The organism is Streptomyces sp. 5K101 (assembly GCF_046506645.1).
Taxonomy (GTDB): domain Bacteria; phylum Actinomycetota; class Actinomycetes; order Streptomycetales; family Streptomycetaceae; genus Streptomyces.
On sequence record NZ_JBKFFO010000004.1, the window covers coordinates 178336 to 201643 of the forward strand.

Genomic DNA, 23308 nt, shown 5'->3' on the forward strand with positions numbered 1-23308 from the left:
CACGCCTGTGCCACCGGCGTCCTGCCCGAGCCGGCCGCCGGGCGGGGCGGTCGCGGCCGGTGTGCGCGGCTCACGCCTGTGCCACCGGCGTCCTGCCCGGGCCCGCCGCCGACTCCCCCGCACGAGCCGGCTCCGGCTCGGGCAGTGCGCGGACCGCGTCGACGACCTCGTCGACAACGATCCTCAGCAGCCGTTCGTCGGGGAGCCGTCCGTGAGCGTCCCCCGGGCGGGGCGAGCCGTCCCCGCCGGGGTGCCACAGCACGCGGTGCCGTGCGTCGGCGGGCGGCCCCCACAGCCGCGGCGCCACCGGGCCGAACAGGACGACGGACGGCGTGCCCAGCGCCGTCGCGAGGTGGGCGAGCCCGGTGTCCCCCACCACCACGCAGCGCGCCTGCCCGACCAGCGCGGCGAGCCGCTCGAAGGGGACGTCGTCCCCACCTCCCAGCACCGCCCCGGCCGGCAGACCCCCCGCACACGCCACCTGGTGCGCGAGCGCCCCCTCGCCCGCGCCGGCGGTCACCACGACGGCGTGGCCCGAGCGGTGCAGCTCCCGCGCCACGGCCCCGAAGCGCTCGGGCGGCCAGCGGCGGGCGCCCGCGTCGGCACCGGGGTGCAGGACGACGGCGCCGGGGGCCGGGGAGGCGGCGCGGGCGGGCGGGATCCCCACCTCGCCGGGGTCCGCGGCGATCCCGTACCAGGCGAGCAGCCGGCACCAGCGGTCCCGTTCGTGCTCGTCCTCCCGCCACACCGGGCCCTCGATGCCGGGCGTGCCGGGATGTGCGTAGGCGAACAGGCGTCGGGGGCGCAGCCGCTGGAGCAGCAGGTGGCTGGGCGGGCCGTTGCCGTGCAGGTCCACGGCGACGTCGGGTTCCGGTCCGCTCCAGGCCAGATCGGCGGGCACGTCGCGTCCGGTCGCCGTGGTGGGCAGCAGCCGGTCCACCAGGCCGGTGGCGGCTGCCGCCGCCGACAGCCTGCGGGGCCCGGCGAGGACAAGCTCGTGACCGGGCGGCAGGTGGCGGCGCAGCGCACGCAGCGCGGGTACCGCCGTCAGCAGGTCGCCCAGGCCGAGTGCGCGGAGCACCAGCACGCGCGGGCGCGCTGCCGCCGTCCGGTCGTCGTCCCGGCGAGCCGTGGGGCCCGGAGTGCTCACGTCAGGTCCGCCTCTCTCGCGTGCGGGCGGCCCTCACCGGCCCGCGGGGGCCGTCAGGCCGGGGACCGGCCGGACCGTACGGCGGCCTGTGCCGCTCGGCGGGCCAGCAGGGTCGTCGAGCGGCCGTCGAGATAGGGCAGGACGACGGCCTGGCCGCCCCATGCCCGCAGGACCTCCGCCTCGGGCAGGTCCTCGACCGCGTAGTCGCCGCCCTTCACCCACACGTCCGGGCGCAGCCGGCCGAGCAGCGCCTCGGGGGTGTCCTCGTCGAACACCGCGACCGCGTCGACGCTGCCGAGAGCCGCCAGGACGCGTACGCGGTCGGCCAGGTGGTTGATCGGTCGGCCCGGGCCCTTGCGGCGGGCCAGGGACGCGTCGGAGTTGACGCACACGATGAGGCAGTCGCCGATCCGCCGGGCGCTCTCCAGAAGTCCGACGTGACCCGCGTGCAGCAGGTCGAAGCAGCCGCCGGTGGCGACGACCGTGCCGCCGCGGGCGCGGACCTCGCGGGCCAGGACGAACGGGTCGGTCTCGCGGGTCCGCGGGGGCACGGCCGGAGCCGCCGTACGCCACAGGGCCGGGTTGCCGGCGCCGCCGGCGGCCACGAACGCGGCCGCTTCGGCCACGGCCCGCTGCACCGCCTCCTCGGGGAGCGCGCCGTCGGCCAGTGCCGCGGCGGTCGTGGCGGCGAAGCAGTCGCCCGCGCCGCAGGGGTCGCCGTCGGCCCGGTAGGGGGCGGGCACCAGCATCGGCGTGCCGCCGCCCGGCAGCGTCAGCATGACGCCCCGCTCGCCGAGCGTCACGGCGACGGCGGCGGCCCGCCACCGGTCCGCGAGGTCCGAGCCCCGGCGGGCGTGGGCGCGCAACGAGTCGCCGGTGGCGGCGTCGCACAGGGCGCGGGTCTCCGCCGCGTTGGGCGTCACGATCCGGGCTCCGGGCACCGGGGCGTCGCCCCGAGGGTGCGGGTCCCACACGAGCGGTACGCGGCGGGCCGCCGCGGCGAGCTCGTCGCGTACGGCACGGGCGGTGTGCCGCCCGTAGTCGGCGACGAGGACGGCGCGGGCCCGCTCCAGCGCGTCGCGGACCGCGTCGTCCGGCGGGCCGGGGGTGCCGCCGCCGCGGTCGATCCGCACGAGGGGCCGGCCGCCCGCGAGGACGCGCGTCTTGACGGGGAGGGAGCCTTCGAGCGGCAGTTCCACCAGCCGTACGCGGTCCCGCAGCGCGCTCCGTACGACATCGCTGGCCGGGTCGTCGCCGAGCGCGGTCACCAGGGTCACCTCGCGGCCGGAACGGGCTGCCAGCGCGGCGGCCAGACCGGCTCCGCCGGGCCGTCGCCGGTCGCCGGTGACGTCGACGACCGGGGCGGGCGCGTCGGGCGACAGGCGGGTGGCGACGCCGTCGATGTCCTCGTCCAGCAGCACGTCCCCGACGACCACGAGCGGCCCGGGCCGGGTCACGGCGTCCTCCGGTGGACGGCCAGGGGTCGTTTCACGACCGTCCCGGCGACGGGGGACGCGGCGTCGAAGCATTCGCAGAGCAGGTGCACGGCGACCAGATGGGCCTCCTGCACGGTCGCCGTGGACGGGGCGTCGATGCACAGCGCGTCGTCGGCCGCCTCGGCCAGCGGGTTGGGGCCCGGCCCGGTCATCGCCCACACGCGCAGCCCGGCCGTCCGGCCGGTCACGGCGGCGGAGATCAGGTTGGCGCTGCGCCCCGACGTCGACAGCAGGACGAGGACGTCGCCGCGGCGGCCGTGCGCGGACACCTGCCGGGAGTACACCTGGTCGAATCCGTAGTCGTTGCCGATGGCGGTCACGCTGGACGTCTCCGCGTGCAGGGAGATGGCCGAGAAGGCGGGGCGTTCCTGCCGGTACCGTCCCACCAGTTCCGCCGTCAGGTGCTGGGCCTGGGCGGCGCTGCCGCCGTTGCCCGCGGCCAGCAGGCGGCCGCCGGCGGGGAGGACCGTGGCGAGGTGTGCGGCCCAGTCCGCGATCCGGTCGATGCCGTGCCTGCGGAACCGGCCGAGCGCGTCCTGCAGCGACTGGCAGTGCTGGTGCGCGTCCTGGAGTGCAAGGTGTTCGCTCATCGTCGTCGGGGGCGGCGCGTCGTACGGGACGGCGGCCGGACCCGCACCTCCTTCGGGCGTCGGTGCTGCGCGAGGTTCGCGTGGCGTGCGTCTCGGGGGGTTCGCGTGGCGTGCGTCCCGGGTCGCTCCTGTCCGCGTCTCAGGTCGCTCCGGTCACGGCGTAGCGGGTGGTGAGCACCGCGCTGTACACCGTCTCGGTGGCCGCCGCTATCCGGGGCCAGCCGTAGCGGCTGAGGACACGGCGGCGGCCTGCCGCCCCGCACGCCTGTCGCAGGGCGGGGTCCGCGAGGAGTTCGGCGGTGGCGCGGGCGAGGACGTCGGGCGAGCCGGGCGGCACGAGACGTCCGGTCGCCGGGTCGGCGACGGTGTCGAGCTGGCCGCCCACCGCGCTGGCGACGACCGGCTTGCCGCAGGCCATCGCCTCCAGGGGCACGATGCCGAACGGTTCGTAGTCCGCGGGGCAGAGCACCACGTCGGCGCTCCGCAGCAGCGGTGCGACCTGCGCCGGGGGGACGCCGCCCACGAACGTGACCCGGTCGGCGACTCCCTCCGACTCGGCGATGCGGCGCAGTCTGCGAACCTCCGGGTCGTCGTCCAGCCGGTCGGCCGGCGGGCCGCCGGCCACGACGAGTTCGGCCTCGGGCAGCCGGCTGAGGGCGGTGATGGAGACCGCCGCGCCCTTGCGCGGCACCAGGCGGCCGAGATGCAGCAGCCGGTGGCGGTACGGGCCCCGGTCGGCGACCGGCCCGTGCGGCGTGAACTGGTCGGTGTCGACACCGCACGGCACGACGCTGATCCGGTGGGCCGGGATGCCCATCCTGCCGAGTTCGACGACCTCGTCCCGGCAGGTGGCGATCACCCGGTCGCAGGCCAGGCCCACTTCCTTCTCGCAGGCGATGCGCGCCGGCGGGCTGGTGTCGAACTGCCGTTGGTGCCGCCGCTTCACGGTGCCGAGCGCGTGGTACGTCTGCAGCAGCGGGATCCGCAGGTCCGCGACCGCCTCCAGGGAGGCGAGGCCGGACATCCAGAAGTGCGAGTGCACCAGGTCGGGCGGGTGCGCCTGCCACTCGCGGACGAGGTGGCGGCTGAACGCCAGTATGTGCGGCAGGAGTTCGTCCTTGGGGATTTTCTCCTGCGGTCCCGCGTGCACGTGGTGCACCTCGACGCCGTCGCGCAGCCGGACGCGCTGCGGGAGGTCGGGTGCGTCCCGGCGGGTGTAGACGGTGACGTTGTGGCCCCGGTCGGCGAGTGCGCCGGCGAGGCGCGCGACATGCACGTTCTGTCCGCCCGCGTCGACGCCGCCCAGGACCGCGAGCGGGCTCGCGTGTTCGGAGACGAGCGCGATCGACAGTGTGCCGACGGGGAGTGGGCCGAGGGATGTCATGAGCGCACCTCCGTGATCAGACGCTCCCAGTCGGTCAGGAAGCGTTTGAGCCCGTACCGTTCGAGGGCCGCCTGGCGGGCGCGCGCGCCGTCCTCGGCCGCCGCTTCCGGTTCGGCCAGGTAGCGGCGGGCGGCCCGGGCCAAGACCTCGGGCCGGGTGGACAGCGTGCCCGCGCCGGGCGGGATCGCCTCCACCGCTTCGGTGGTGGCGAGCGCCACGACGGGCATGCCCAGGTGCATGGCCTCCAGCAGGGACAGGCCCAGGGAGGTCCAGCGCACCGGGTGCAGATACAGCCGGCGCTCCGCGAGGGCGGCGTGCAGTTCCTGCTGCGGCAGATCGGCCGTGCGGCACCGGTCGGCGGGAAGGCCGAGGTGTGCGGCGAGGCCCTCGGTGCGCATGCCGAAGACGTCGAGAGGAGCCGCGTCGGACAGGACCGGCAGCAGGTCCGTACCGGTGTAACGGCCGCGCCGGACCGGCTCGTTGACCACGACGGCCGCGCGGGCCAGGTTCCCGGTGTACTGGTGCCCCGGGTCCACGATGCCGTGCTCGATGACGTGGGTGCGGGTGGAGCCGTTGTCCCAGAACAGCCGGTTGAAGTGGGTGACGTGGACGAGGGTGAGGTCGTCGCGGTCGGCGAAGGGGTGCCGGGTGTCGGGGACGTTGCCGTCCGGCGCGTTGTGCTCCAGGTAGACGGCGGGCACGTCGCGGCCGGGGCGGCGTCCGCCCAGCCAGCGTTCGGCGAGGCCGAGTTCGTGCGGGCGCTGGAGGAGGACGAGGTCGACCTGTGTCCGGCCCAGTTCCTCCGGCGTCACCTCCAGGACCGAGTCCGGCCAGGAGAAGGTGCGGGCGCGGCCGAGACCGTCCGGGTCCCGGCGTGGTGTGACGGGAACGAGGTAGGTGTGGGGGCCCTGGACGAACGCGGTCGTCCAGGATCCGTGGACGTGCCACAGCAGGATGTTCATACGCTCGCTCCTCGTTCTGTTCCGGGGGCCCGGCCCGCCGCGGCCGCTCCGGCCGGAGCGGCCGCGGTGTCCGGGCCGCCGCCGAGCGCGGTGACGGCGTCGAGCACGGCGCTGTCGGTGACGGCGTCGAGGCAGGGGTGGCCGGGGACCGGGCAGCGGCGTGCCCTGCTGCCCGCGCACGGCGCGTGCTGGTCGCCGAGCAGCACGTGCGGTATGCCGTAGGGACGCCAGCGCTCGGCGGGCACCACCGGTGCGAACAGGCAGGCGACCGGTGTCCCCACCGCGGCGGCGAGGTGCGCGGGGCCGGTGTTGCCGACGACGGCGACGCTCGCCCGCGCGAGGACGCCCGCGAGGTGCGGGAGGTCGGTGGCACCGCCGAGGTCGAGGGCGTGGTCGCCGGCGACGCGGGCGGTGAGGTCCTTCTCCCCCGTGCCTCCGGTGACGACGACGCGGTGTCCCGCGGTGGTGAGCGCGGCCACGGCGCGGGCCGCCCGCCCGGCGCTCCACGACCGGGCCGGCACCGCGGAGCCGGGGTGGAGCACGACGTACGGCTCCTGTCCCGTCAGGTGGGTGGTGTCGGGCGGGTCGCAGACGCGCAGGGTTCCGGAGTCCCCAGGGGGGAGGGGGAAACCGGCGTCCCGGGCCAGGTCCAGGGCGGCCTCGGCCTCGTGGCGGCGGGGCAGCCGGCGGTGGCGCAGGTCCAGCAGGGCACCGGGGTAGTCCTCGCTGTCGGCCGCGGTCCAGCGGACACCGCCGAGCTTCAGCAGGAGGGCGACGGGCAGCGGGCTCTGGTGGTGGGAGACGAGTACGAGGGCGCGGTCGTAGCGGCCCGCGGACAGGGCCGTGAGCAGGGCGCGGGTGTCCTCGCGCGAGACGGGCGACGGTTCCAGCCCGACCCAGGGCGCGTCGTGGACGAGGACCTCGTCCACGCCGGGGAGGAGCCGCGCGGCCTGCTCCCCGAGCGGCCCGCACAGCAGGGCGGTGTGCGAGGAGCCCGCCGCCACCGCGCGTACGGCGGGTCCGGCGAGGAGGACGTCGCCGGCACTGTCCAGGCGGACGACGAGGGTGCGCGGGGCCGTCATCGGCGGCCCCCCGGTGAGCGGGCCAGCAGCAGGCGCACGGCGTCGATCAGGTCGGCGGCCGTCTCCTGTGCGGCGGCGATCTCCTCGGGCCGCGTGGCAGGCGTCGGCACCAGCACACCGCGCGCGCCTGCCGCGCGGGCGGCCGCGATGTCGGAGCCGATGTCCCCGATGACGACGGTGTGTTCGGGGGCCGCGCCGAGCCGTTCGCAGGCGGCGAGCACGAGGCCGGGCGCCGGTTTGCGGCAGCGGCAGCCGTCGTCCGGCCCGTGGGGGCAGACGGCCCAGACCGCGAAGGGGCCGAAGAGCGTGTCGACCCGCTGCCGCACCGACTCGACCTGACGGCGGGTCAGCACGCCCCGGGCGACGCCCGACTGGTTGCTGACGACGCCCACCGGGATGCCCAGCGAGCGCAGGGCGGCGACGGCCTCCGTGGCGGCCGGCATGGGTGTCACCCGCGCGGGATCGCCGTTGTAGGGGACGTCGGCGACGAGCGTGCCGTCCCGGTCGAAGAGGACGGCCTGCGGCAGGACGCCGTGCGGACCCGTAGCCCGGCGTGACGCGGAGGTGTGCGGGCGTGCGCCCCTTGGTCCGTAGAACAGCCAGGGACCGGTCACGGACCGCCGGTGGCCCACCGTGGAGGGCGAGGTCATGGCAGCACCCGCTGTCGGGCCGCCCCGCGCGGAGCGCGCGGCGGCCTGGTCGTGGCCGCCGGGTCGAACGGCGGTGTGCCGCGGTGCCGCACCTGGCCGCGCAGCCAGTGCCAGGTGGCCGCGGGGGGAATGAGGACGCTGGTCAGCGCCATGGTGACGATCTCGTGCCGGGTCCGCGGGCCCGGCACGACGCGCGCCGCGGCCAGTTCGGCGGTGCCGGCCAGCCAGGCGGCGGCGCAGCCCGCGGCCGTCGCCGGCCGCCGCAGTGCCGCGCATGACAGGGCGGCCACGACGGCGGCGGTGACGACGAGGTGGCGGGGCAGGCGTCCGCGCGGGGCGTGCGCGCGGCTCCACCAGTCGGGGCCGTGCAGCCGGTTCATCAGCACGTCGTCCGCGTTGCCCGCCTGGAGGCGTACGGATGTCCACCGGTCGGCCGGGCGGACGGGGTGCGTGGTGGCGCGGGTGCCGGTGTGCAGCGTCCAGCCGGCGGCCAGGACCCGCAGGGCCAGATCCGCGTCCTCGCGGAACGCGCGGCGAAAGCGCTCGTCGAACCCGCCGACGGCGTCCAGGGCCTCCCTGCGGTACGCCATGTCGGCGGTGATCCACCGGGCGGTGGCGAGGCCCGCGGTGTTGCGCTCCCAGTCCGTGGGGCGGCGGTCCGCGGGGAGCGGCACGGTGATGCGGGCCGCGACCCCCGCCGTCCGGTACGTGGTGGCCGCGAGGTCGCGCGTGAGGTCCTCGCCCCAGGTGGGGCCGGGCACCACGTCGTCGTCGAGGAAGACGATCCAGGGCGCGGGACCGGCTGCCTGGCGTCCGGTGTTGCGGGCCGCGGCGGGTCCGCGCGCGCGGCCGGGGACGACGGTGGTCACGGGCTGCAGAGCGGCGGGGATCTCGACCGGGAGAGGGGTGGTCCCGGCAGCGGGCCGGTCGTCGACGAGGACCACGCGTGCCGGTTTCGGTCCCGAGGCGTCCGCCAGCGCGCGCAGGCAGACGTTCAGGCTGGGCCGTCCGATGGTCGGGACGACGACGGCGTAGGCGGTCTCGGGCGACCACGGTCCGAAGGCGGTCATCGCATGGCCCCCTCGTCGGAGTTCTGGAAGACACCGGCGCGCCGGATCGCGTACGGCCCGATGGCCAGCAGGTCCACCGGTGCGGAGCCGAAGCACTCCAGGGCGTCGCGCGGGTCGTCCACCATGGGCCGGCCGGCCGTGTTGAGGCTGGTGTTGACCACCACGGGCAGGCCGGTGAGGCGCTCGAACTCACCGAGCATGCGGGCGACCAGCGGTTCGCCCGCGGGGTCGACGGTCTGGATGCGGGCGGTGCCGTCGACGTGCACGACGGCCGGGATCCGCTCCTTCCAGGCGTCCGCCACCTCGTGGACGAACAGCATGTAGGGGCTGGGCAGCGGGCCGTCGAAGATGTCGGCGGCGCGGTCGGCGAGCACCATGGGCGCGACCGGCCGGAACTGCTCCCTGCCCTTGACGTCGTTGAGCCGTTCCAGGTTCCCCGCGTGTCCGGGGTGGGCCAGCAGTGAGCGGTGGCCCAGGGCCCTGGGGCCGTACTCCGAACGCCCTTGGAACCAGGCCACGATCGCGTTGTCGGCGAGGGCCCGGGCGACGGTCGCGGCGATGTCCGCGGGCCGCTCGAAGGGCACGGCCGCCGTCTTGAGCCAGGCGCCCAGTTCCGCGTCCGACCAGTCCCGGCCGAGGTCCGCGCCGGTCATGGGCTGCGGTTCGTCGCCCTGGCCGGCCGCGAGGAGCAGGGCTCCGCCGAGGGCGGTGCCCGCGTCGCCGGCGGCGGGCTGCACCCATACGCGGGAGAACGGGCCCTCGCGGGCGATCCGGGAGTTCGCGACGCAGTTGAGCGCGACGCCGCCGGCGAGGGTGAGCACGCTGTCGTGCGTGCGTCCGTGCAGCCAGCGCACGAGGTCGAGCAGGGTCTCCTCGAGGACGGCCTGCGCGCTGGCCGCGACGTCGGCGTGGTCCTGCGTCCAAGGCTCGTCCGGGCCCCGCGGCGCGCACAGTTCGGACCAGGGCACGGCCGTGGCGTGAAAGCCTCCGTCGCCGGTCGGGTGCACGTACGTGCGCAGTTCGGGGAGCATGCGGGGGCTGCCGTGCGAGGCGAGTGCCATCACCTTGAACTCGTCGGAGGAGCGCAGGAATCCGAGGTGCTCGGTGAGTTCCTCGTAGACCAGGCCCAGGGAGTGCGGCAGCTCCTGTGCGTGCAGGGCTTCGAGGCGGTCGCCCACGCGATGGGCCGCCAGGTGCGAGGCCCGCTCGCCGCGTCCGTCGAGGACCAGCACCGAGGACGCCTCGGCACCGGGCGCGGCGAAGGCGCTCGATGCGGCGTGCGCCATGTGGTGCGGTACGAAGCGCACCGCCTGCGGGTCGAGTCCGGGCAGCGCCTCCGCGAGGAACCCCGGTGCCTGGCGGGCATAGGTCAGCCTGAGGTGGTCCCACGGGTCGTCCAGGCCCATGGCGTCCGCCGGCCGGGCGAGGGCGGGGTCGAAGGAGTACGCCACGGCGTCGAGGTCCTGCGGGCGCAGTCCGGCCCTCGTGAGGCACCAGGCGGCGGCCTTCTCGGGGAGCTCCCAGGCCGAGAACGGCACCGGTCGCTTGCCGTGCTTACGTCGAGAGAAACGTTCCTCTTCCGCGGCGGCCACGCACCGGCCGTCGATGACGAGGGCGGCGGCGGGGTCGTGGAAGAGGGCGTTGATGCCAAGGATGCGCATGGGGTGCCAGGCCTTTCGGCGGATCGGGACGGGGTCGGCCGCGCGGTGGGGCGGCGGCCGGAGGGGCTCGGCCGGATCAACTGTCCGTGTGGGCGCGGAACCAGGCGATGGTGCGCCGCAGGCCCTCCTCGGCGGCGACGCGCGGCTCCCACTGGAGCTTGTCGCGGGCGAGGGTGATGTCCGGGCAGCGTACGGCGGGGTCGTCCGTCGGCCGTTCGATGAAGCGGATCTCCGAGCTCGAGTCCGTCAACCGGATGACCAGGCGGGCCAGTTCGAGCATGGTGATCTCGGCGGGGTTGCCGATGTTGACGGGGCCGCGCATGCCGTGTGCGGCCGCCGAGAGGATGCCGCGCACGGTGTCGTCGACGTAGCACAGGGAGCGGGTCTGGAGTCCGTCACCGGTCACGGTGAGCGGCCGGCCCGTGAGTGCCTGCCGGACGAACGTCGGCACGGCGCGGCCGTCGTAGCCGCGCATGCGGGGGCCGTAGGTGTTGAACAGCCGCACGATCGCGGTGTCGACGCCGTGGGCATCGTTCTCGGCGGTGGTGAGGGCCTCGCCGAAGCGCTTGGCCTCGTCGTACACGCTGCGCGGGCCGACGGGGTTGACGTTGCCCCAGTACCGCTCGTTCTGCGGGTGCTGCTGGGGGTCGCCGTAGACCTCTGAGGTGGAGGCGAGAACGAACCGCGCGCCGGCGTCGCGGGCGAGAGCGAGCGCGTTGCGCGTACCGAGGCTGCCGGTCTCCAGCGTGTGCAGGGGCAGCCGCAGGTAGTCGGCGGGGGACGCGGGGGACGCGAAGTGCAGGACGAGGTCGGGCGGGCGGTCGACGGTGAGCGGCTCCGAGACGTTGGCCTGCACCAGCCGGAATCCGGGGTGGTCACGGAGCCCGGATATGTTCTCGGGCCGTCCCGTGCTGAAGTCGTCCACGCACGTCACGTCGGCGCCTTGGGCCAGCAGCGCCGCGCACAGGTGCGAACCGACAAAACCCGCGCCGCCGGTGACGACGGCGTGCTCCCAGGTGGGCGAGAAAGCGTTGGTCATGTCCGTCTCCCTCTGGCATGGGCGGCGATTGCCGTCGAACGTCGTCGGCGCGCCGACGGGCGCGGGGCCCCTGACCGGCGGATGGGCCGGTCGCGAGACCTGCGATCACCCTGCCGGGCGACGCCGCGGACGGCACGACAACGAGGCATTCGAGTGAATTACGGTGCGTGAAGGCATGCCGGACGAAGAGTTGAATCGCGCTGGTCCCTCACCGTGTCGTGGCCGGTCACAGGCTGCCGATCGTGCGCTACTGCCTCCGGGTATCCACGAAACGTCGATCCAGTCGGCCCTGGGACAGACAGGGGCCGGTCGAGCCGCGCGCGGGAGGCCCACCACGGGCCGGGCCGGGGCTCACGTGGCCGTCGTGGGCCGGGGGCCGTGGTCCTGGGGGTGGGCGCAGCGGTCCGGGTGGGGCCAGGGCGTGAAGTGGCCGTCGGCGCGTTCCACCAGCAGCCGTCCGTCGTGGGCGAGCACCCCTCGCGGGCCGAGCCCGGTCAGGCTCGCGGTCGTGTACGCGGCGCTCAGGCTGCCGAGGTCGTGGACCATACCGATCTTGAAGAGCGAGCGGGTCTCCGCGATCGCCTCGTGGTCACCCGCGCGCATCACGACCCGCAGCTCGGGCGCGACCGCCAGCGCCGCCACGCTCACCGCGATGTTGTCCAGGTCGTCAGACGCCACCGCCGCCATCGCCTGCGCCTTGTGCAGGCCCAGTCTGCGCAGGACGAACCTGTCCTTCGCGTCGGCCACGACGACGGGCAGGCCCATCGCTCTCGCCAGACGCAGGTTCGGGGCCGCCGGGTCCCGCTCGACCGCGACCACACCGATGCCGAGGGCCTGCAGCCGGGTGCACAGCCGCAGCCCCACCTGTCCGAGCCCCACGACGACGACGTGCCCGGCCCGTGGCAGGGCCCGCGGCCCCACGATGCCGACGGAGCGCGGGGCGAGCAGGCGGTCGATCATGCCCGCGGTGAAGACGGCGGTGAACACCATGGTGACGAGCATCGCGACGATGGCGAACGCGGGGTACGCGACACCCGCGCCGTGCACCGACACGGGCCCGACGGTGGACACCGTGCGCGTCGCCTCGAAGAGCGCCTCGACCGGTGGGCGGTGGTGCAGGGCCACCAGCCAGGCCCAGTCCGACAGCAGCACGGCGAGCAGGCCGGCGAGGCCCGTCAGCATGATGCGCGAACTGCCGTCGTGCGGCCGCAGTTGGCCCCGGACCTTGCCGAGCAGGGCCCGGTACCGCAGCGACCGCGGCGGCCGGTACGGCTCCAGCCGTACGCCGTCCCCTGCCCAGCGCGCCCCGGCGTGTCCGGAGGGCGTACGGGTGAGGGCCAGGAGGCCGGGCTGGAGACAGGCCGCCAGCAGGACCGGCGCCGCGACGTCGGCCGGCGAGGTCACCTCGCAATTGGGGACCACACGTACGAGTTGCTCGGCGACGGTCCGGTCGAAGACGGTGACGACCAGCTTGACGTGGGGGCGGATGTGTTCGACGGCGAGTGCGTAGCGCAGGGACTCGACGTCGTCGTCCAGCAGGATCGCGACACCCGCCACCTCCTCCTTCAGGGCGCGGCGGAGATCGTCGTCCGTGGGCTGGGTGAGGTGGTGCACGTCGTGTCCGGCCGCTTGCAGCGAGCCGCACACCTTGCGCGCCACGTCGCTGCCGATCACGACGAAACGCCGACCGGGTTCGCTCTCGGGAAGCGGGGATCCGGTCGTGTGGGGTGTGCGCCGCTGCTCGACGTCACCGGTGCGCAAGGCTTCAAAGGCGGTGGTTGCAGTCATCGATCGGGTCGAAATCTCAGGGGGACCAGCCGCACGGACCAACGGATCGGGTCGCGGCAGTACGCCGAGGGGCGGCCCCCGGTGAACAGGGCGGGGAGCGACCTCCGATAGAGGCGCCGCACGGCGGATGACGAGCGCGGGGGTCGCCCTGACGCGTCGTTCGATGTGTCTCCCGACGGTAGGAGGCGCGCCGCGGGCCACACCACAGACAAATGTCACACCCTCCCGCGTCCTGGTCAGACAGATGCTCAATGCGCGGGAGGTTTCGCGATGCGGAACGGGAAATCCTCGTACGCCCTCGTGGGCCTGATGGTCGTCCTCGTGATGCGGATGCTGGGCGAGATGGCCGCGGCCGACCCCAGCTCGGGCTCCTTCTCCGCCTACGCGGACCGGGCGCTCGGCCGCTGGGCGGACTTCTCGATCGGGTGGCTGTACTGGTTCTTCTGGGTAGTGGTGCTCGCCGTCGAGGCGACCATCGCCGCCGAGATCCTCGAAGGCTGGGTGCCCGCCGTCCCGCAATGGGGCTGGGCGCTGATCGTCATGGTCGTCCTGACCGCCACCAACTTCGTCTCGGTGGGCTCCTACGGCGAGTTCGAGTTCTGGTTCGCAGGCATCAAGGTCGTCGCGATCGGCGCGTTCGTGGTCGTCGGTGGTCTCGCCGTGTTCGGACTGCTGCCCGGCTCCGACAACCCGAGTGCCGGACTCGCCCACCTCACCGATGCCGGGGGCTTCTTCCCCAACGGCTACGGCGCGATCCTCACCGGCATCCTGATGGTCGTCTTCTCGTTCATGGGCAGCGAGATCGTGACCCTGGCCGCGGGCGAGTCCGCCGACCCCCAGCGTGCCGTCTCCAAGGCCACCAACAGCGTGATCTGGCGGGTCGCGGTCTTCTACCTCGGCTCGATCTTCGTCGTGCTCACCCTGCTGCCGTGGAACGACAAGTCGATCGTGGAGGACGGCTCGTACGTCGCGGCCCTCGACTCCATCGGCATCCCGCACGCCGGCCAGATCATGAACGTGATCATCCTGACCGCCGTGCTGTCCTGCCTCAACTCGGGCCTCTACACCGCCTCCCGCATGGCCTTCTCGCTCGGACAGCGCGGTGACGCCCCCGCGTCGTTCGCCCGCACCAACGCGCGCGGTGTCCCGATGGCCGCGATCCTCTCCTCGGTCGCGTTCGGTCCTCGCCGTGTTCTTCAACTACAAGTGGCCGGACACGGTCTTCGAGTTCCTGCTCAACGCCTCGGGTGCCGTCGCCCTGTTCGTCTGGCTGGTCATCTGTTTCACCCAGCTGCGGATGCGCGGCATCATCCTGCGCGAGGCGCCGGACAGGCTCGTCGTACGGATGTGGCTCTTCCCCTACCTGACCTGGGCCACCATCGGCATGATCTCCTTCGTGCTCGTCTACATGCTGTTCGACGACTCCGGCCGCCGGCAGGTCGTGCTGTCCCTCCTCGCCGCCGCGTTCGTCGTCGCCGTCGGCGTCGTCCGGGACAGGGCGCGGCTCCGGTAGCGGTCGGGCGCGGGACCGTGGGCGCCGGCCCACGGCCCCGCGTCCGGGGCGAGTTCAGCTCCAACAGACCTTCGGGTCGCCGGCGCGCCGGCATGGCCCGGGTCGGGCAGAGCCAGGAGGCGACGGTGTGCCCGGCGGGTCAGCGGCGGGACTCGGCGCGTGTGGCGCCGATGCCCGCCGCGACCACCAGGACCGTGCCGGCTACCTGCAGCACGGCGGGGGTCTGGGAGATGAGGACCATGGCCGCCAGCAGGCTGACGGCCGGTTCCAGACCGGCCAGCGTGCCGTACGTGGTCTTGCCGATGCGCTGCAGTGCCTTCATCTCCAGCAGGAAGGGCAGCAGGGGCATGAGGACGGCGATGCCCGCCGCGGCGGCGGCCGTCTGCCAGGTCAGCGCGCCGAGAGCGCCCGGCGCGCCGAAGGGTGCGGCGGCGACGGCTGCGACGGCGAGGGAGACGGTCAGCGCGTGCGGTGCGGACAGGCGGCTGCCGACGTGCGCGGTGCCGACGACGTAGAGCGCCCAGCAGGCGGCCGACCCCAGGCCGAACAGGACGCCGATCAGGCTCGTGGTGCCGGTCCAGGGCGAGGTGAGCAGGACGACACCGGCCGCCGCGAGCCCCAGCCACGCCAGCTCCCTGGCCCGGTGGGACGCGAACACGGCCACGGTCAGCGGGCCGAGGAACTCCAGCGCCGTGGCGGTGCCGAGCGGCAGACGGGCAGCGGCTTCGGAGAACAGCAGCATCATTCCGGCGCTGACGACGCCGAGGAGGCCGGTGGCCAGCAGATCGCGCCGCGGCACGGTGCGCAGCGTCCGCCACAGGGACCTTCCGGTGACCAGGAGCAGGAGCACCGCCGCGAACGTGAGGCGCAGCCAGGTGGTGCCCGCCGGGCCGAGGGAGTGGAACAGCTCGGTCGCCAGGGCACTGCCGGTGTGGAGCAGGAGCATGGCGACGAGGACGAGGGCCGGGCCGGGCATCATGCGGCGGCCGGGAGCCGGGGCGGTCGTGGAGCCGGCGGTCGGCAGGCTTGTGGAGGTCATGTCGGAGGTGGCGGTCACCGGGTCATTGCACCGGCATCCGTATGTTTCTGTCCACTGGCCGAAGGTGGACCGACCGGCCACCTTTCATGGACAATCGGCGGATGGCCATCACGGACGACATGGAACGACTCCCCGACCTGGGCCGGCTGAGGCTGCTGGTCGAGCTGCACCGGCTCGGCACCATGGCCGCCGTCGCGGCCAGTACCGGCTACGGGACGTCGGCCGTCTCCAAGCACCTGGCGGTGCTGGAGCAGGAGGTCGGCGTGCGGCTGCTGACACCGGACGGCCGCCGCGTCCAGCTCACGCCCGCCGGCGAGCGTCTGGTCGAGCACGCCGTGGGCATCCTCGCGGCGGTGGAGGAGGCGCAGTCCGAGCTGCGGGGCACGGCGGACCCGGTGGGCCGGGTCCGCCTGGCGAGCTTCTTCACGGCGGTCGAACCGGTGGTCCTGCCCGCACTGGCCCGGCTGCGCGAGCAGCATCCGCGGGTCGTGGTGGAGGTGCACGAGCACGAACCGGAGCACACGGCACGGCTGCTGCGCTCGGGCGGCGCCGATCTGGGCGTGGTCTACGACTACAGCCTGGTGCCGCGGACGGTGCCGCCGGAGCTGAGCGCCCGGCAGTTCGAGGAGCAGTCCCTGTACCTGGCCGTTCCCGCCGGCCACCCCGACGCGGACCGGCCGGTCGCCGTGGCGGACCTGCCCGCGTTCGCGGACACCGGCTGGATCGCCAACTCGCGCGGCACGGACGACGACGAGCTGGTGCAGCGCGTCTGCGCGATCGCCGGCTTCGTCCCCCGCATCGCGCACCGGGTGGACAGTCTCAGCCTGGTCAACAGCCTTGTGGGAGCCGGGCTGGGGGTGGCTCTGCTCGCGAGCTCGGGCATCGAACGGCACCGTACGGACGTGGCCTTCCGCCCCCTGGACCCGGTCGCCGGCCTACGCCGCAGTTTTCTGCTGGCACGCGTCGGCCAGTGGTCGTGGCCGCCCATCGCGGCCCTCGCATCGACGATCATCGAGGGTCGTACGTAAACCCCTGGGCGGACCGGCCGGGAGCCGTCTTCCGCCGACAGCGGATTTCCGGGACCGCTGCCGCCGCACATGCTGGGGTGACCGCATGGAGATCCTGATTCTGGGCGGTACGGCGTGGCTGGGGCGGGAGGTCTCGCGGCAGGCCGTGGCACGGGGCCACCGGGTGACGTGTCTGGCCCGCGGGGAGAGCGGCTCCGTGGCCGAGGGTGCGGAGCTGGTGACGGCCGACCGTGAGGACCCCGACGCGTACGCACCGCTGCACGAGCGCAGGTGGGACGCCGTCGTGGAGGTCTCGTGGCAGCCGGGGTTCGTCCGCGAGGCGCTGTCGGCGCCGGCGGACCGGGCGGGCCACTGGACGTACGTCTCGTCGGTCAGCGCCTACGCGTCCCATGCCGTGCCCGGCGCGGACGAGTCCACAAAGCTGCTGGACGCGGCGGAAGCCGGCCGGGCCGATCGCGAGGGGTACGGGCAGGCGAAGGTCGCCTGCGAGCAGGCGTCGCTGGCCGCTGCGGGAGACCGGCTGCTGATCGCACGGGCCGGCCTGATCGGCGGGCCCGGTGATCCCAGCGGCCGCTCCGGATACTGGGTGGCCCGCGCCGCGCGGGATCCGCTCGGAGCCATGCTCGTTCCCGACGACCCGGCGTCGCCGACCCAGGTGGTCGACGTCCGGGATCTGGCGTCGTGGCTACTGGACGCCGCGCAGGCGCGGACGACGGGGACGTACGACGCGGTGGGGCCGGTGGTGCCGTTCGCGCGGTGGCTGGAGCTGTGCCGTGCTGTCGGCGGGCACACCGGCCCGGTCGTCGCCGCCGCGCCGGCGTGGCTGCGCGAGCGTGAGGTGGCGCAGTTCATGGGGCCCGAGTCGCTGGCGATGTGGCTGGACGAACCGGGCTGGGAGGGCTTCTCGGCCCGCAGCGGGTCCGCCGCCCGGGCCGCGGGACTGCGGCACCGTGACCGCGAGGAGCTGCTCACCGACACCCTCGTGTGGGAACGGGCGCAGGGCCTGGACCGGACCAGGCGCGCCGGTCTGAGCGCCGCGCGCGAACGCGAACTCCTGGACGCTCTGCAGGACATGGGAGCCCCGGCGCAGGACTGAGGAGTCGACGCTCCCGGCCCTTCCGCGCGTGCTGCCGACCCTTCCGTGCCTGAGGCGGGGCCGCGGGCCGGCCGTGCCTAGCCGGCCATGCGGTCGGCTGCCTCCTCCAGGCAGCGCACGACTTCGCTGTCGTCGGTCTGCGCGAAGTCGGCGTAGAACTGGCCGATCGCGAAGAACTGGCGCGGGGTGTCCAGGCAGACCAGGTCGTCCGCCTCGTCGCCGAGCCGCACCGTCCAGTCCTCCGGCGCCACCGGGACCGCCAGTACGATCCGGGCGGCTCCCCTGGCGCGGGCGATCCGGCACGCGGCCCGTGCGGTCGACCCCGTGGCGACTCCGTCGTCGACGAGCACGACGGTGCGGCCCTCGACCGGCAGCGGGGGCCGGTGCCCGCGGTAGCGCCGGGCACGTTCCTCGAGCACCGCCCGCTCGTGCGCCTCGACCTGCTCCAGTTCCTCCGGGGTGACGCGGGCGCCCCGGACCACGTCGTCGTTGACGACACGGACGCCGCCTTCACCGAGCGCGCCCATGCCGAGCTCCGGCTGGTACGGCACTCCCAGCTTGCGCACGAGGCACACGTCCAGCGGCGCGTTCAGCTCCCGGGCCACCTCCGCCGCGACGGGGATCCCTCCCCTGGGCAGTCCCAGCACCACCGGTGCGTCCCATTCGAAGCCCCGCATCCGGGCGGCCAGTCGGCGTCCCGCGTCGAGGCGATCCACGAAGAACACGATCGGCCTCCTCGTTCCGTGGCAGCGGCCGACCCCCTTGCCATTCTCGTCCGGTACGTGGCTCACCGCCGCCGGAGGACGGCCCGCCACCCCGATGGCGCCGGGACGGGCGGGCTACCGTGGAGGTCATGGACGGTGACCTCGTCACCCTGTTCCTCAGCGGCGACGTGATGCTCGGCCGCGGCGTCGACCAGATCCTTCCGCACCCCGGTGATCCGGCCCTGTGCGAGCCGTACGTGCGGGACGCGCGCGGCTACGTCGAGCTGGCCGAGGCGGTGAACGGTGCGATTCCCCGCCCGGTCCCGTTCTCCTGGCCCTGGGGCGACGCGCTGCCGGTGCTCGACGCCGCCGCGCCCGACGTACGGCTGGTGAACCTCGAGACCTCCGTGACCCGCAGCGGCGACGCCGCCTTCGGCAAGGCCGTCCTCTACCGGATGCACCCCGCCAATCTGCCCAGCCTGTCGGCCGCCCGTCCCGATGTGTGCGCCCTCGCCAACAACCACGTCCTGGACTACGGCCGCCTCGGACTCGAGGAGACGCTCGCGAGCCTGGCGGCCGCCGGCCTGCGCACGGCCGGCGCCGGACGGGACCTGGAGGGCGCCCGGCGGTGTGCGGTCGTCCCCGTGCCCGGCGGCGGCCGGGTGCTCGTGGTCTCCCTCGGCCTGGAGTGCAGCGGTGTCCCGCCGAGCTGGGCCGCGACTCCTCGGCGCAGCGGGGTCCACTTCGCGGCCGGGCCCTCCCCTGCCGTCGCGGCGGACGTGACGGCCCTGCTGCGCCGGGTGAAACGACCGGGCGACGTGACGGTCGTGTCCGTCCACATGGGCTCCAACTGGGGCTACCGCGTCCCCCGCGAGCAGATCCGCTTCGCCCACGCGCTCGTCGACGGAGGCGCTGACGTCGTGCACGGGCACTCCTCGCACCATCCCCGGCCCGTCGAGGTGTACCGCGGCAGGCTCGTCCTCTACGGCTGCGGCGACCTGATCAACGACTACGAGGGCATCACCGGCTACGAGCGGTACCGCGACGATCTGCGGCTGCTCCTCGTCGCCTCCGTCGAGTCGGGCACCGGCAGCCTCCACGAGCTGCGCGTCACGCCCCTGCAGGCACGGCAGATGCGGCTGACGCACGCCTCGCAGGCCGACTGCCGCGCTGTGTACGAGGTCCTGAGCCGGATCGGCGACGGCCTGGGCACCCGCATGCGGGCCGAGCAGGACGGTTCGATCACGGTCCGGCCGTCCTGAGAGCACGCTGCGTCGCGCCGCGGTCCCGCATGGCGATCACCCATCGCGACGCGTGATGATGGAGCTGCCTGCCCACGGGCTCCGGTCGCGCCAGGACGCCCGAAGCGAAGCGAGTCCCGCGTTCCGGGGACGGAGAGGGGAAGGGCTCAGATGTGCCGATGGCTTGCCTACTCGGGAACCCCGGTGCTCCTCGACTCCCTTCTGTACCGCCCCGCCCACTCCCTGATCGACCAGAGCCTGCACTCCAAGATGGGCGTCGAGACGACGAACGGCGACGGCTTCGGCATCGGCTGGTACACCCCGGGCATCGACACCCCGGCCGTGGTCCGTGACACCGGCCCCGCGTGGAACAACCGCAATCTGCGCGAGATCTCCGCGCACGTCCGCTCGCACCTGTTCTTCGCGCACATCCGGGCGTCCACCGGCTCGGCCATCCAGCAGACGAACTGCCACCCCTTCCGGCACGGGCGCTGGCTGTGGATGCACAACGGCGCGATCACCGACTTCCACCGGCTGCGCCGGGACCTGTGCCTCCTCATCGACCCGTCGTTGTTCGCCGACATCGAGGGGTCGACCGACTCGGAGGTCATGTTCTTCCTGGCGCTCACCTTCGGCCTGGACCAGGATCCGCCGGCCGCCGTCGCGCGGATGGCGGGGCACGTGGAGAGCCTCGGCCACCGGCACGGCGTGGACTTCCCGCTCCAGATGACGGTGGCCGTCACCGACGGGGAGAACCTGTGGGCCTTCCGCTACTCCAGCGAGCGCCGGTCGCGGTCCCTGTACTACAGCGCCGAGGTGGAGACGCTGCGGGCGCTGCACCCGGATCTGGAGTTCCTGGAGGGGCTGTCCGACGAGACGCGTCTCGTGGTGTCCGAGCCGCTCAGCGGTCTGCCCGGCGCGTGGAACAAGGTCCCCGAGTCGAGTTACGGCCTCGTGCGCGGCGGCCCGGACTTCATGCAGCCGTTCGTCCCGCTCCCGAACGGCGGCCCGTCCGCCGACCGTGCCCTGCGGTGACCGCGGGGCGCGTCACGCACAGGTCCGGCGTACGCATTCGGCGACCGTCTTCCGCAGGCTCCCGGTGCGGGCCAGCATCTCCCGTTGGGCCTGTGCTCCGGTGCCGTTCTTGAGCACGGCGGCCAGGGTGTCCTGCGCGTGCAGCAGGTCGCCGGTGTCCTCCAGGGCGTCGCGCACATGGTCGAACAGCGCGTGGACCACCGTCTCGGCCGGGGCCGGGCGCATGGTGGCCGGGTGGACCAGCTGTTCCTCCAGCCCGGAACGGCCGGCCCTCCACGCGGCGAGCCGGAGCAGGCCCACGCCCTGACGGCTGGGCGGCAGCCCGGCCTGCCACTCGCGTGCCGCGGTCTCCACGAGCCCCCGTACGAGCGTGGCCACCAGCACCGTCGCGGCGGGGTCGAGGCACACGTCCGCGACGCGGACCTCGACGGTGGGGTAGTTGCGCGAGAGCCGGGCGTCGAAGTAGATCATCCCCAGGTCGCGCAGCACCCCGGTGCCGACCAGGGCCGCCACGTGCTCGTGGTAGCGGTCCGCGGACCCGAAGATCTCCACGGGCCCGGCGGACGGCCAGCGTCCCCACACCCGGCTGCGGTAACTGCTGTAGCCGCTGTCCCGCCCCTGCCAGAACGGGGAGTTGGCGCTCAGCGCGAGCAGGACGGACAGCCACGGCCGGATCCGGTCCAGGACGGCGACGCCCTCCTCGTCGGAGTCCACCGACACGTGCACGTGGCAGCCGCAGGTGAGCTGCTCCTGGGCGGTGAGCCCGTACTGCTCCTGCATCCACCGGTACCGCTCCCCCGCCGCGATGACGGGGTCGACGGGGAGCGGGGAGGTCGCCAGGGCGGCGACGCCCGCCCCGAGTTTCTCCGCCCGGCGCATGGCCTCGGCGCGCCACCGGGTGATCTCGTGCGCCAGAGCCCCCATGTCCGTCTGCGGTCTGGTGGCGAATTCGAGCTGCTGACGCTGCAGCTCCGCCACGAAGGCGTCCTTCTCGCCTGCCGCCGAGTGGGCGCCGGCCGCGAGCACGGCTTGCGAAAGCGCCCGCGGTTCGCCGGAGGCGGCGTCCACGAGCAGGAGTTCCTCCTCGACTCCGACACTGCGCACGATCGCTGCCCTTCTGGCAGGCCGGCACTCGACCCGCCGCCCGGAGCGGCACGGGGCCGCGCCGCCCTCGCCGCGGCGTATCCGGTGTAATCCCCTTGCCCTCAAAATCGCGCCTGATACCCATGGCCCGGGTGCCGTACGGACCGTGGCCGGTCCGCCGCTGTTCGGCGCGCCGAGCGCCGTGGCCGGTCCGCCGCCGTTCGGACCGCCGGCCGCGCCGGCACCCGACGATGGCCCTCCGCCGGAACGGCCGCCCCGCACGGACGTCCCCGCAGGGACGTGTGGGAGCACGCCCGAGAAAGGCGTCCGCCCAGCCGACGCCGCGGGCGACGACGTCCGGCCACGGACGCACGGCGGCCGGCTCCCGGCGGAGGCCTCCGCCCAGCGGGCGACGCAGGAGGCGGGCATCCGGCCGGGAACGCATGGCGGCCGACGACCGGTGGAGGCCTGTGCCAGCCGATAGCGCCGGTCCGAAAACGCCCGGCCGGAAGCATGCCGGAACTCGCGCGACGGAGGCCTCCGCCCAGCCGGCGACGCAGGACGCGGGCATCCCGCCGGGTACGCATGGCGGCCGACGACCGGTGGAGGCGTGCGCCAGCCGATAGCGCCGGTCCGAAACGCCCGGCCGGGGACGCCTGCCGAACCCGCCCGACGGAGGCATCCGCACAGCCGACGACGCGGCCCGCGGCATCCGGCCAGCAACGCACGGCGGGGGGCTCCCCGGCGGCGGCGCTGGTCGCTACATCCGGCTACGGACTCACGCGGACGACGACCGACGGAGGACGTCGTCCGCCCCGCGGCCCACGAGGCCGGGCGGCGGCTCAGTCCTCGTCCGTGTCGTCGAATCCCTCCGCGCGCAGCGCGAGCTCCCGCAGGACGTCGGCCGAGCTGATCTCCTGCCGGCCCGAGTCGTGCACCTCGGCCAACGTCACGAAGGCGACGGTGAATGCCCCGGCGAGCTGCTGGACCGCCTCCCCGAGCTCCCGGCCCACGATGCCGGCGATCTCCTCGACGCTCGCGTCGGCGGGCACCTGGACGCTCGGCAGCGTCTCGTTGAGGAGGGCGGTGACGGCGTCCGCCTCGTCGTTGATGTCGACACGTTCCACGTCCTCCTCCAGCAGGCGCTGCCATTCGGAGGCCTGGGTGAGGATGCCGATCACATGCCTGAGTACCTCGCTCTGCCGCATGGCCGGAGCATAGGCGCCTCTCCTCGCAGCTGCCTCGGCGGAGCGGGACGCGGCCGCAGGCAGGCGGGCCGCGGCGCGGGTAATCTCGGGAATTGGAGCTTCATCCGCGGTCCCGTCCCGCACACCGGGCCGAGCGACCCCCTGCCGGTCTTCCCACTACCCGTTCCCGAGAACCAGGTGGTCGGAATGAATCCCCCGATGGATGACCGCCGCGCCCTCGCGGAGATCGAACGCTGCCTCGTCCGGGACGACCCGGAGCTCGCCTCCCGCATGGACGCGCTGAACGGGCAGTTCGCCGAGGTGAGAAGCGAGAGGAGCGAGCCGCCCCACGGGCACGACTGGCGGTGGGTGGTGGCTCTCGTGGTCGCGGTGGTGGCCCTGCTCGGCATGATCCTCACCGCGGTACTCATGGCGCCGCCGGCATCCCGGAGCGGTGAGACGCCGCCGCCGATCGGTCACGCTCCGGCGGTCTCCGTGCCCGCGCGGTAA

At 74.3% G+C, this 23308-nt stretch carries 20 protein-coding genes and 1 pseudogene; 6 read left to right on the plus strand and 15 right to left on the minus strand.

All coding sequences use genetic code 11. From position 1 onward, the window contains the following. Positions 1-70: 70 nt before the first annotated feature. The 11 genes from ACLB9X_RS09180 to ACLB9X_RS09230 all read right to left on the minus strand — a co-directional run bounded on the left by ACLB9X_RS09180 (position 71) and on the right by ACLB9X_RS09230 (position 12872). The gene (locus ACLB9X_RS09180) at positions 71-1150 is read right to left on the minus strand and encodes a glycosyltransferase family 9 protein (RefSeq protein WP_410359760.1); all 1080 of its coding nucleotides are present in this window, start codon (positions 1148-1150) and stop codon (positions 71-73) included. A gap of 53 nt (positions 1151-1203) precedes the next feature. Continuing rightward, a complete protein-coding gene (rfaE2, locus tag ACLB9X_RS09185; RefSeq protein ID WP_410359761.1) occupies positions 1204-2607 on the minus strand; it encodes a D-glycero-beta-D-manno-heptose 1-phosphate adenylyltransferase in 1404 nt (467 codons plus the stop codon). Beyond that, entirely contained in the window at positions 2604-3236 is a 633-nt protein-coding gene (locus ACLB9X_RS09190; RefSeq protein WP_410359762.1) for an SIS domain-containing protein, read from the minus strand. Before ACLB9X_RS09190 ends, rfaE2 begins: the two co-directional genes overlap by 4 nt. Positions 3237-3375: 139 nt before the next feature. Next, positions 3376-4620 (minus strand): glycosyltransferase, encoded by a 1245-nt coding sequence (locus ACLB9X_RS09195; RefSeq protein WP_410359763.1) that lies wholly within the window; start codon positions 4618-4620, stop codon positions 3376-3378. Continuing rightward, positions 4617-5582, minus strand: a complete 966-nt coding sequence (locus ACLB9X_RS09200; protein WP_410359764.1) for a glycosyltransferase — start codon at positions 5580-5582, stop codon at positions 4617-4619. Before ACLB9X_RS09200 ends, ACLB9X_RS09195 begins: the two co-directional genes overlap by 4 nt. Continuing rightward, positions 5579-6664 carry a glycosyltransferase family 9 protein gene (locus ACLB9X_RS09205; protein ID WP_410359765.1) on the minus strand — a complete coding sequence of 362 codons (1086 nt, stop codon included), beginning with the start codon at positions 6662-6664 and terminating at the stop codon, positions 5579-5581. Before ACLB9X_RS09205 ends, ACLB9X_RS09200 begins: the two co-directional genes overlap by 4 nt. After that, positions 6661-7314, minus strand: a complete 654-nt coding sequence (locus ACLB9X_RS09210; RefSeq protein WP_410359766.1) for a D-glycero-alpha-D-manno-heptose-1,7-bisphosphate 7-phosphatase — start codon at positions 7312-7314, stop codon at positions 6661-6663. Before ACLB9X_RS09210 ends, ACLB9X_RS09205 begins: the two co-directional genes overlap by 4 nt. Continuing rightward, positions 7311-8384 (minus strand): glycosyltransferase family 2 protein, encoded by a 1074-nt coding sequence (locus ACLB9X_RS09215; protein WP_410359767.1) that lies wholly within the window; start codon positions 8382-8384, stop codon positions 7311-7313. The genes ACLB9X_RS09210 and ACLB9X_RS09215 overlap by 4 nt, the downstream gene beginning before the upstream one ends. Then, the gene (locus tag ACLB9X_RS09220) at positions 8381-10045 is read right to left on the minus strand and encodes a carbamoyltransferase (protein WP_410359768.1); all 1665 of its coding nucleotides are present in this window, start codon (positions 10043-10045) and stop codon (positions 8381-8383) included. Before ACLB9X_RS09220 ends, ACLB9X_RS09215 begins: the two co-directional genes overlap by 4 nt. Positions 10046-10121: 76 nt before the next feature. Next, positions 10122-11084: a UDP-glucuronic acid decarboxylase family protein gene (locus ACLB9X_RS09225; RefSeq protein ID WP_410359769.1), complete on the minus strand. Its 963-nt coding sequence runs from the start codon at positions 11082-11084 to the stop codon at positions 10122-10124. Positions 11085-11435: 351 nt separating this feature from the next. Continuing rightward, the gene (locus ACLB9X_RS09230) at positions 11436-12872 is read right to left on the minus strand and encodes an NAD-binding protein (RefSeq protein ID WP_410359770.1); all 1437 of its coding nucleotides are present in this window, start codon (positions 12870-12872) and stop codon (positions 11436-11438) included. 288 nt (positions 12873-13160) lie between these two features. Between ACLB9X_RS09230 and ACLB9X_RS09235 the strand changes: the two are divergent. Continuing rightward, positions 13161-14385, plus strand: a pseudogene (locus ACLB9X_RS09235) (amino acid permease); the annotation flags it as partial. A 139-nt stretch (positions 14386-14524) separates the two neighbouring features. Here the strand turns inward: ACLB9X_RS09235 and ACLB9X_RS09240 are convergent. Next, positions 14525-15442 (minus strand): EamA family transporter, encoded by a 918-nt coding sequence (locus tag ACLB9X_RS09240; RefSeq protein ID WP_410359771.1) that lies wholly within the window; start codon positions 15440-15442, stop codon positions 14525-14527. Positions 15443-15525: 83 nt separating this feature from the next. Between ACLB9X_RS09240 and ACLB9X_RS09245 the strand changes: the two genes are divergently transcribed. Next, positions 15526-16452 carry a LysR family transcriptional regulator gene (locus tag ACLB9X_RS09245; protein WP_410359772.1) on the plus strand — a complete coding sequence of 309 codons (927 nt, stop codon included), beginning with the start codon at positions 15526-15528 and terminating at the stop codon, positions 16450-16452. Between the two features lie 85 nt (positions 16453-16537). Further along, complete coding sequence (locus tag ACLB9X_RS09250) at positions 16538-17548, plus strand: NAD-dependent epimerase/dehydratase family protein (RefSeq protein WP_410359773.1); 1011 nt, start codon at positions 16538-16540, stop codon at positions 17546-17548. Between the two features lie 77 nt (positions 17549-17625). On the opposite strand, the gene ACLB9X_RS09255 is transcribed toward ACLB9X_RS09250, so the two are convergent. Continuing rightward, positions 17626-18273: a phosphoribosyltransferase gene (locus tag ACLB9X_RS09255; RefSeq protein WP_410359774.1), complete on the minus strand. Its 648-nt coding sequence runs from the start codon at positions 18271-18273 to the stop codon at positions 17626-17628. A gap of 128 nt (positions 18274-18401) precedes the next feature. On the opposite strand from ACLB9X_RS09255, the gene ACLB9X_RS09260 reads away from it, so the two are divergent. Both ACLB9X_RS09260 and ACLB9X_RS09265 read left to right on the plus strand, forming a co-directional pair. Further along, a complete protein-coding gene (locus ACLB9X_RS09260; RefSeq protein WP_410359775.1) occupies positions 18402-19514 on the plus strand; it encodes a CapA family protein in 1113 nt (370 codons plus the stop codon). Positions 19515-19664: 150 nt separating this feature from the next. After that, positions 19665-20528: a class II glutamine amidotransferase gene (locus tag ACLB9X_RS09265; protein ID WP_410359776.1), complete on the plus strand. Its 864-nt coding sequence runs from the start codon at positions 19665-19667 to the stop codon at positions 20526-20528. A gap of 12 nt (positions 20529-20540) precedes the next feature. Here the strand turns inward: ACLB9X_RS09265 and ACLB9X_RS09270 are convergent, their stop codons facing one another. Then, positions 20541-21632 (minus strand): glutamate--cysteine ligase, encoded by a 1092-nt coding sequence (locus tag ACLB9X_RS09270; protein ID WP_410359777.1) that lies wholly within the window; start codon positions 21630-21632, stop codon positions 20541-20543. An 821-nt stretch (positions 21633-22453) separates the two neighbouring features. Beyond that, a complete protein-coding gene (locus ACLB9X_RS09275; protein WP_410359778.1) occupies positions 22454-22819 on the minus strand; it encodes a hypothetical protein in 366 nt (121 codons plus the stop codon). 198 nt (positions 22820-23017) lie between these two features. Here ACLB9X_RS09275 and ACLB9X_RS09280 point away from each other — a divergent pair, with 198 nt between their 5' ends. After that, positions 23018-23308, plus strand: coding sequence for a DUF3040 domain-containing protein (locus tag ACLB9X_RS09280; RefSeq protein WP_410359779.1), 291 nt, complete (start codon positions 23018-23020; stop codon positions 23306-23308).